The 9,151-nt window shown below is 69.4% G+C and carries 7 protein-coding genes; 5 read left to right on the top strand and 2 right to left on the bottom strand.

Annotated elements, in window-relative coordinates:
* Nucleotides 1-262: 262 nt before the first annotated feature.
* The 3 genes from VF697_RS03430 to VF697_RS03420 all read left to right on the top strand — a co-directional run bounded on the left by VF697_RS03430 (nucleotide 263) and on the right by VF697_RS03420 (nucleotide 2,217).
* Nucleotides 263-502 (top strand): hypothetical protein, encoded by a 240-nt coding sequence (locus tag VF697_RS03430; RefSeq protein WP_414641232.1) that lies wholly within the window; start codon nucleotides 263-265, stop codon nucleotides 500-502.
* Nucleotides 496-852 (top strand): hypothetical protein, encoded by a 357-nt coding sequence (locus VF697_RS03425; RefSeq protein WP_331092026.1) that lies wholly within the window; start codon nucleotides 496-498, stop codon nucleotides 850-852. Before VF697_RS03430 ends, VF697_RS03425 begins: the two co-directional genes overlap by 7 nt.
* 210 nt (nucleotides 853-1,062) lie before the next feature.
* On the top strand, nucleotides 1,063-2,217 hold the full coding sequence (locus VF697_RS03420) for a serine/threonine-protein kinase (protein WP_331092025.1): 1,155 nt from the start codon (nucleotides 1,063-1,065) through the stop codon (nucleotides 2,215-2,217).
* A gap of 26 nt (nucleotides 2,218-2,243) precedes the next feature.
* Here VF697_RS03420 and VF697_RS03415 read toward each other — a convergent pair whose 3' ends face one another.
* Both VF697_RS03415 and VF697_RS03410 read right to left on the bottom strand, forming a co-directional pair.
* On the bottom strand, nucleotides 2,244-4,337 hold the full coding sequence (locus tag VF697_RS03415) for an ATP-binding protein (RefSeq protein ID WP_331092024.1): 2,094 nt from the start codon (nucleotides 4,335-4,337) through the stop codon (nucleotides 2,244-2,246).
* A gap of 130 nt (nucleotides 4,338-4,467) precedes the next feature.
* The gene (locus VF697_RS03410; RefSeq protein ID WP_331092023.1) at nucleotides 4,468-4,758 is read right to left on the bottom strand and encodes a hypothetical protein; all 291 of its coding nucleotides are present in this window, start codon (nucleotides 4,756-4,758) and stop codon (nucleotides 4,468-4,470) included.
* 477 nt (nucleotides 4,759-5,235) lie between these two features.
* Between VF697_RS03410 and VF697_RS03405 the strand changes: the two genes are divergently transcribed.
* Both VF697_RS03405 and VF697_RS03400 read left to right on the top strand, forming a co-directional pair.
* Nucleotides 5,236-8,040 (top strand): PAS domain S-box protein, encoded by a 2,805-nt coding sequence (locus VF697_RS03405; protein ID WP_331092022.1) that lies wholly within the window; start codon nucleotides 5,236-5,238, stop codon nucleotides 8,038-8,040.
* A gap of 357 nt (nucleotides 8,041-8,397) precedes the next feature.
* Nucleotides 8,398-9,151: hypothetical protein (locus tag VF697_RS03400; protein WP_331092021.1), on the top strand; the 754-nt coding region annotated here is incomplete at its 3' end.

Below are 9,151 nucleotides of genomic sequence, written 5' to 3'. Positions count from 1 at the left end.
CGGGATGTTCCAGTAGAAGTCCTCGGTGACTTCAATCTCCGTGCGGCCAGTTCGCTCTAGATGGTCAAACAGCACATTGGTTGCTTGTCGCAGTTCGGAAAGCTGAATCTTCACGGTTCTCCTTCTCCTTGAGAATTTCATCCAACCACACGGACAGGCGCTCCGGTGGCGGCAGGCCATCAGCTACCGCACCACCTACCCGCGCGAGGAGGGAGAAAACAAGACAAAGCCAGTGGTGGTGCTGGGGGCCGTGGTGCCGTGGGTGAAGAACGAAAGTCTCCAGCCCTGGACGGCCGCAAGCGCGGAGCTGGTGTCCGAGGACGGCGCGCGGCACAAGCTGTCGGTGTGGCAGCAAGGACCCATCGTCCCAGGCCCGGAGAAGCAGCGCATCGTGGTGGAGGCGGAGTTGATGCACGCGGAGTCTCGGGACACCTTCACCCTCAAGCTGTGGGAGGAGGGCCGGGTGCGTTCCATCACCTTTGGAGGCAAGGGGATATGGTGACGATTTTGGATGAAATCGCGGAGGATTTCGCCCGAAACGTGGCGGCACAAACAGACGCGATTTGGCGTGGAGACCGCAAGGGCGGGAACAAGTATGCGAAGCGCTATATTGCCGCTTACAAGAAGTTACGCGACCACGGCGAGGCGGGGCGGGATGCTCTCGCGGCGCTGTTGACGCATTCGCGTATGGATGTGCGAGTCAATGCGGCAGTCTGCTTGCTCAGCGACAGACCCGCGCAAGCCAAACCCGTGTTGGAGGAGGCCGCCAAGGGAGAAGGGATGATCCCCTTTGTGGCATCTCAGGCGTTGAAACATTGGAATGAGGGCACTTGGAGCCTGGATGTGGATTGAAGATTCTAACAAAACCGCCTCTCTACCCCTTGTAAACGCCTTTGCAGGGCCCGCCCGATTTACAGCGCGAAAGTGGCTGCTGGTAACCCTTCGGGTCCTTACGGAGCATTGAACTCCCGGGGTAATCTCCGCTCCACCTTCACACGGCCCCGCCCTCTCCCAATGGCGGAGGCGGGCCGTCATCCACCGAAGGCAGGAGGGTTGCCGCGCATGGATTCCCATACCCATCCCCGGAAGCAGACCGCGCAGGGCAAGGAGGCCACGGGCCGGGTCCTCTTCTCCAACGAGGACACCGACTTCCTGGTTGTCTGGCGCATGGACCGCAGGCCGCACGGGCTGCTGCGCTACCTGGTCCGCCCGCGCACCTGCCAACGCGTGGGGGAGTTGATGGAGGTGGACATGCTGCCTTCCCGCGCACCCCGCCCGGCGCACCTGCGTCTGGCGGAGGAAGCGCGCCTCGTCTCGCTCCTCGCGCACCCGGCCATCGCGCGCGTCTACGGACTGCACGAGTCCGAGGGGAAGGCCTTCCTCCTCAAGGAGCATGTCGAGGGCTGCAACCTGGACACCATCATCAACCTGGGGCTGCTGCGCGGCAGGAGGATGAGCGAGTCGTTCTCCCTCTACGTCGCCAGTGAGGTGGCCGGGGCGCTGCACTGCGCACACACCGCGAGGGATGAGGAGGGCCGAGCGCTGGGCCTCCTCCACCGCTCCGTGAACCCGGGCTGCATCCGTGTCGGACGCAATGGAGGGGTGAAGCTGACGGACTTCGCCTCGGCGTACTCGCTGCTCCCCGGGCGCCTGCGGACACCGAAGGGGCTCGTCCGGGGAGAGATAGACTACGCCGCGCCGGAACGCTTGCTCAGGCGAGACAAAGGCGTCGTGGATGCGCGGGCGGACATCTTCTCGCTGGGTGTGGTGTTGCTGGAGCTGTTGACGGGCTCGAGCCTCTACGACCTGGAAGCGGTGGAGCAAGCGGCCCGTGAGGCGCGGCGCACGCTCAAGACGCGGGCCGGGGCGAGCTCGGAGTTGCCGAGCTGGGCGCCGGTCGGGGAGATGGCCCGGCTCGCCGCCTCCTTCCACCCCGAGCACGTGGAGGCCGCCATGCGAGACGTGTCAGCGCCCGTGAGGGCCCTCCTCCACCAGGCCCTGCGTCGCGACCCCGCCGAGCGGTACGCGACAGCGGCGGAGTTTCAAGCCGACCTCCAGGCGTGCCTGCGGGCCCCGCGGCGCAAGCCCTATGGCCCGGAGCAGGCGGCGCGCGAACTCCTGGTCGCACGCACGGAGGCGGAGGCCTCGCCTGAGCGGGAGAACGCCGGCCTGCTCGAGTGGGGCATCTTTCCGGAGGACGTGCCCCGGCATTCGTGAGCGGTCGAGGCAAGCCAGCCCAGGCGCTAGAGGAGAGGAGCCCCCGGCGCAGGGGCGGCATGGCTCCCGCCTGCCTCCACGAAGCCCCTCGCGTGCCGAGGCAATTGGAGGGTGAAGGTGGTCCCCTCCTCCTCGGTGGAGCGCACCGCGACGGTGCCGCCGTGGGCCCGGGCGATCTGCTCGACGATGTAGAGCCCCAGTCCCAGGCCGGAGGTCGGATGTCCGTCCCCCTCCACCGCCCGCCGGAAGGGCTCGAAGATGCCCGCCAGCAGCGCGCACGGAATGGGCGGGCCCTCGTTGTGGATCTCCACGCACACGGTGTCGCCCTCGTCCTGGAGCGTGAAGTCCACGGGCGTGTCCGAGGGGCTGTAGTCGAGCGCGTTCTTGCCCAGGTTGCCCAGCAGCTGGGTGAGGCGATCCGGATCCCACGCGCCCAGGAAGTGGCCGTCCGCCTTCAGCCGCAGCTCCCGCCCGGGGTGGCTGATCTCCAGCTCCTCCACCACATGGCGGCAGAGGTGGCGGAGGTTGGCCGGCTGGGGATGGATGGGGATGCCGCCCCCCAGCCGCCCCCGCGTGAAGTCGAGCAGCTCGCCAATCATCCGCACCATGCGCTCGCCGCTGGTGACGATGCGGCGCACCATCTTCGTGTGGCTCGCGGGAATGCCCTCGGTGCGCAGCAGCGCGTTGGCCGACAGCAGGATGGCGTTGAGGGGGTTGCGCAGGTCGTGCGAGACGACCCCCAGGAAGCGCTCGCGGAACTCCGCCGTCTGGCGCAGCCGCGCCTCCTGCTGCTTGCGCTCGGTGATGTCCATGATGACGCCCCCCACCCCGAGCACCCGCCCGTCCCGCGCACGCACCGGGAAGTAGTCCCCCACCCAGTGGTGGAGGACCTCCGGCTCGTGGGCGGGGGCCAAGCTGAACTCGTTGCCCCGGGACGCCTCGCCCGTCTCCAGCACCCGGCGAAAGAGGGGCTCGACGAGCGGCGCCCGGTCCGGAAGCACCTCGGCCATGGTCTTCCCGAGATGGGCCTCCACGGGCTGGCCGTTGGCGGCCGCCAGCGCCTCGTTGATGCGCACGTAGCGCAGCCCGTCATCCAGCAGCGCCAGGCCCGCCGGAGCGGCCCCCACCAGCGCATTCACCAGCGCCAGCGCCCGCTCGGCTTCCTCCCGTGCCGCGCGCTCGCCGGCCGCGAGCTGCGTCTGGATGATGAGGCCCGTGGCCCGGCTCACCATGGCCCGGAACAGCAGCTTGTCCTCGTTGGAGAACTCGAAGGCCGTGCGGCTGCCCATATGCGCCACGCCGATGAGCTCGCCGCCGTGCAGCAGCGGTACGCCATAGAGGGCGCGGGTGCCCCGGGCGCGCAGGGCCGGGCTCCTCACCAGGGGATCCGTGGCCGCCGAGCGCACCTCCAGCGGGCGACGCTCCGCGGCGACCTTCCCGGAGAAGCCCTCCCCCACTTTCAGGTGGGAGCCGGAGCCGGCCTCCTCCAGCCCCACCGAGGCGCGCTCCCGCAGCGTGTCCTCCTCGCGCAGCAGCAGGGTGACGGAGTCCACCGCCTCGGTGGTCTCCAACATCACGCGCAGCAGCTTCGGCAGGAAGGTGTCCAGGTCCTCCGTGCCGAGCGCCGCCTCGGAGATGCGATCCAACGCCACCAGCGTGCGCTCGCGTGCCCGGGCGTAGCGGGAGACGGCCGCGCCCACCGCCTCGTCGAACGTCCGGTTGAAGCGCACCACCTCGCCCATCGCCACCGCCAGGGACGTCGCGCCGGACACCTCGAGGTGCTCGCCATAGCGCTGGAGGATGCAGGTGCGCAGCAGGGCGTACTCCTCGGCCACCTCGTCCAGGTCGAAGCCCGAGTCCAGCCGCTCCAGCGCGTGGACCTCGGGGACGTCCTCGAGCGTCCGCGCCCCCCCCGAGTGGCTCGTCTCCACGACGGCGGCGATCCGCTCGAGCAGGTCTGGCAGGTGATCGAGGAGCCGCGGGTGCGAGAGCTCCCGGGCGTAGGGCTGGCGGCGCACCGCGCGCTCCCAGTCCTCCAGAAGTTGGACGCGGTTCTCCCGAATGAAGACACCGAGGTGGACAGGCGCCTGTTCCCCTCCAGGGGTTCCGTGTTTGATCATATGGGCAGAGAGGGAACGTTCGGCACCCGCGAATCCGGCACCCCGTCTGGGCCCCCTCCCCCGTCTGCCTGCCCAGGGGTCATGAAGGCCGCCCGGCTGGAGGACAGCCGGGCGAGACACCCCGCGGGGCCTACGGCCCTCTCAAGGAGTGGCGCACGACCTCGCGCAGCGTGAGCCGCCTGCGCTCCATGTCCACCTCATAGAGCGCGAGGTAGCCCTCCAGCTCGATGGAGCGGGTGATGACGGGCGGAGCCACCTTGCGTGGCAGGGGAAGCGGGGTCGGCGTCCTCAACCGGGCCGCGGTGCCGTCCAGCGCCTCGCGGATGCGCTGGTACGTCTCCAACGGGAGATGGGCCAGCTGCTTCCAGGCGGTTGGACTGACTTCCACGCTGTAGGTGGTGAGACTCTCGGGACGCCTCATGCTGGGCGCGGCGAATTGCACGAACCGGACCAATCCGATCATCTGTCAGGTTGAATACTTGGCCGATCGCCCCTCGACGGAACTGACGTTTATACAGTCAAAAATCGGAAGAACTTACTGCCCCCCGCCTTCGAAGGACCCATCTTCCCAGGGGCCCGTGCGCTCTTACGCGCTGCGTTGGCCCGCTCTTCGCTGGAGAGGGGAAGACCCTGGAACAGGGAGGCAGTGGGCTCGAACCGTCCCCTGGTGGACAACGCTTCGTCCCCTCACGCTTGCCGGGTGACCCGGGCGGTTCCACGCATGACGTGACGCAAGAGTCCTCTTCCTCATGAGCCCACATCCTCCTGTCCGTGGCACCCGCGCAGCACCTCCCTGGGAGGAACAGGAGGCGAGCCCCCGCGCCCTCACGGAGGGGCAAGAGGCCTCGCGGGCCACCGGGGAGCCGTCGCTGGGGCCTCCGGGCCAGGGAGCCCCCTGGTGAGCTCCGATACCCACATGACGGAGTCCTCGCCCCACACCCTGGCGGAGGTGCTGGAGACGCGGCACGAGGAGATCGTCGACCGCTGGACCGAGCGGCTGCGCGAGGGGCTCGCGCCCGAGGGCCTGACGCAGGTGGAGTTGGAGGACCACATCGGCGACTACCTGTGGCAGATGGCCGCGGTGCTGCACCGGCAGGAGGCCCGCGGGGACGCCTCGGTGCCCGACTGGAGCCCCGTGGCCCGGGAGCACGGGGGCCAGCGCCTGCGCGTCGGCTTCGACGTCCGGTCGCTGGTGCGCGAGTACCACGCGCTGCGCGAGTGCATCCTCGACCTGGTGGAGGAGACGGGCGTGCGCGTCACGCTCGGGGAGGTGCGCGCGCTGACGGCCTTCATCACCACCAGCATCGCCGAGGGCGTGGCCGAGTACACCCGCCAGCGCGACGCGGCCTCGCAACGGGGTGAGGAGCGGCTCCGGGCCCTGCTGGAGCAGGCGCCCACCTCCATCTACGCCAAGGACACCCAGGGCCGCTACCTCTTCAGCAACCGCCACCACCAGCAGCTCATGGGGCGCTCGCTCGAGGAGATGGTGGGCCGGGACGACAGTGCCTTCTTCCCCCAGGAGCTGGTCGACACCCTGTGGGCCAACGACGCCCAGGTGCTGGCTGGCCGCACCTGCGCGTTCGAGGAGGTGGTGGACACCCCCACGGGCCCGCGCACCTTCCTGTCGGTGAAGTTTCCCCTGGTGGGAGCCGAGGGCCAGCCCACGGCGCTCGGGGGCATCTCCACGGACATCACCCTGCACACGCAGGCCGAGGCCGAGCGCACCCGGTTGCTGCGCGAGAGCGAGGAGCGCTTCCGCCTGCTGGTGGAGACGGTGGAGGACTACGCCATCTACATGCTCGACCCGGAGGGCCGGGTCATCAGCTGGAACACGGGCGCCGAGCGCATCAAGGGCTACCGGGCCGAGGAGGTGCTCGGCCAGCCCTTCTCCCTCTTCTACACGCCCGAGGACATGGCGCGGGGGTGGCCCGAGCGGTGCCTCCAGGCGGCGGCCACCCACGGCCACTGCCGCTCGGAGGGGCTGCGGGTGCGCAAGGACGGCCAGCGCTTCTGGGCGGACGCCGTCGTCACCGCCCTGCGGGACGAGCACGGCGTGCTGCGCGGCTTCTCCGACGTCACCCGCGACATCTCCAAGCGCAAGCGCGCCGAGCAGGCCCTGCGCGAGACGACCCAGCGGCTACAGGCCATCCTGGAGACGGCGGTGGACAGCATCATCACCATCGACGAGCGGGGCGTCATCCAGGGCGTCAACCCGGCCACGCAGCGCGTCTTCGGCTACACGCCCGAGGAGGTCATCGGTCGCAACATCAGCATGCTCATGCCCGCGCCCTACCAGGCCGAGCACGATGGCTACATGGCCAACTACCTGCGCACCGGCGTGCGCAAGGTCATCGGCATCGGGCGCGAGGTGCGGGGACGGCGCAAGGACGGGAGCGTCTTCCCGATGGAGCTCGCCGTCAGCGAGCTGCTGCTCCCCCAGGGGCGGCTCTTCACGGGCCTGGTGCGCGACATCTCCGTGCGCAAGCGCGCCGAGCAGACGCAGGCCTTCTTCATCGAGGCGGGCACGCTGCTGTCCCAGTCGCTCGACGTGCCCAGCACCTTGAGGAAGCTCGCCACCCTGGCGGTGACGCACCTGGCCGACTACTGCATCGTGGACCTGCTGGGCGAGGACGGACAGTTGCACCGGCAGGTGGTGGCGGACCGCGACCCGGCGCGCGAGGAGCTCATCCTCCGGGCCATGCCCTACCCGCCTCGGATGGGAAGCCAGAGCCCCCTCATCCTCGCCCTGGAGCGCGGGGAGGCCGTGGCCGTGGAGACCACCCCGGAGTGGCTGGATGCCGCCGCCCGCGACGCGGAGCACCGGGCCCTGCTGGATCAGCTCGGCCCGAAGTCGGCCATCATCGTGCCCCTGGTGGCCCGGGGCCGGAAGCTCGGCATCATCAACCTCGTCTGGACGCGCAGCCACGCCACCTCGGTGGCGGTGGACCTGGAGGTGGCCAAGGGCCTGGCCGACCGCGCCGCCGTGGCCATCGACAACGCGCTGCTCTACCAGCAGGCGCAGGAGGCCGTCCGGGTGCGCGAGGACGTGGTGGCCATCGTCAGCCATGACCTGCGCAACCCCCTCAACGCCATCTCCCTGTCGGCCACCACCGTGCTGCGGCGCGAGGACGTGGACGAGCGCACCCTGAAGGCGGCCAGCCGCATCCACGCGGCGGCGGAGCGGGCCAGCGGGATGATCCGCGACCTGCTCGACTTCACCCAGGCGCGCATGGGGAGCATCCCCATCCACCGCCGGCCCCTGGACTTCCACGAGCACGTGCAGCGACTGGTGGACGAGGTGCGGCTGGCCTGGCCCGAGCGGCGCATCGACTTCCAGGCCAGCGGCGATGGCCGGGGCGCCTGGGACGCGGGCCGGCTGGCCCAGGTCGTCACCAACCTGGTGGGCAACGCCCTCCAGCACAGCCCCGAGGACACGCCCGTCCAGGTCTCCACCCGGGGCGAGGGCGAGAGCGTCCTGCTCGCGGTCCACAACGAGGGCGCCCCCATCCCCGCCGAGCTGCTGCCGGTCCTCTTCGAGCCCTACCGCCAGGGGCCAGAGGCCGGGGCGGGCCGGGGCAGCCTGGGCCTGGGCCTCTTCATCACCCGGAAGATCGTCCTCGGCCACGGCGGCACGCTCGACGTGCGCTCCTCGGCCGAGGAGGGCACCACCTTCTCGGTGCGGCTGCCCCGCCACCGGGACTGAGAGGTTGTCTCACTGGAACGAGCAGGCATGGGCCGCTCAACGGCCTCGCGAGCCAACCCACGACGGCCCTATAGCGGATGACAGGCAGCCACACTCGCGCCGTGCGCCTCCCGCCGAAATGACCCACGAGGGGCTCTCACTTCTGGACGTCCAGAAGCGACGGCACATGTGGCCACCAACCCAACGGCAGCGAGCGGGAGGGAGCGTGGAACCTCACCGGGGCGGACATGGTCATGCCACGTCCCTCGGGTTCTACTGCTTCCTGCTACACGAGTTGGAGCGGGAGTTGCCATGAGTGCCCTTGTTTGGAGTCCGTCCATCTCCCGGAGCACACGGTACGGAGCGATTCTGGTGTGCGTGGCGCTGCTGGCCGGCTGCGCCACCACCCCCGGCGGGCCGTCGCCGCTGTGGCACCCGGAGGCGTCACGCTTCCGCTCGCCGCTGGTTCCCGCCCCGTCCCCGCGCACCTTGGCGGCGATGAGTGGAGGACCGACGCTGGTGGGAGAGCCCACCAGTACGGTGGCGGGTGGGGAGCCTTCCGGACCGGCGGTTCAGGGCTACAACGTCCCCGGCCGCAATCTGGACTCGCGCATGCCCTGGGAACTCTTCCTCGGTGGCGCCTCCCACCGGTTGATTGCCTATATGTACGGGGTCAATTACCCAACGAGTCGGGCCTACTACAACACCACACCTATCAACTTCATCATTGCTAGAGCAGGCATCGGAAAGGCGTCTCTCCTGCTGCCGGACGAGCGCAAATTGTGTCCGGACATCACTGACATCACACGCCGAGTGCTCTTCGAGATCAAACCCTGGCACGAGCAGGGTCTTCTGGAGGGACGCGAAGAGGCGCGGGCCTACCTGGCCGCACTGAACCGGGCCCTCCTGACCGGCAGCCGCTTCACGGGCGGCGCGGACTTCCAGGGTGATATCCTGGTGCGCTTTGCGCGAGGGCAATACATCTGGCGCCTGGAGTGGAAGACCCAAGAGCCTGGGGTAGTCCTCTACCGATGGACGCGCAGTCAGCAGCGCTTCGAGTCCGAGGCGGCGGCGTACGCGGCCGAGCAGTGGCAGGACCTCACGGTGGAGGAGTTGCGGCAGTACGGCGGGT

Source organism: Archangium sp., from assembly GCF_036388035.1.
Classification (GTDB): Bacteria; Myxococcota; Myxococcia; order Myxococcales; family Myxococcaceae; genus Archangium.
The sequence above is the reverse complement of the archived record's forward strand: the minus strand, read 5'-3'. Positions and strand labels throughout refer to the sequence as shown.

Coding starts and splice junctions, on each gene's coding strand:
- VF697_RS03420 (WP_331092025.1), top strand. CDS start 1,063: ATGGATTCCCATACCCATCCCCGGAAGCAGACCGCGCAGGGCAAGGAG.
- VF697_RS03410 (WP_331092023.1), bottom strand. CDS start 4,758: ATGAGGCGTCCCGAGAGTCTCACCACCTACAGCGTGGAAGTCAGTCCA.
- VF697_RS03425 (WP_331092026.1), top strand. CDS start 496: ATGGTGACGATTTTGGATGAAATCGCGGAGGATTTCGCCCGAAACGTG.
- VF697_RS03415 (WP_331092024.1), bottom strand. CDS start 4,337: ATGATCAAACACGGAACCCCTGGAGGGGAACAGGCGCCTGTCCACCTC.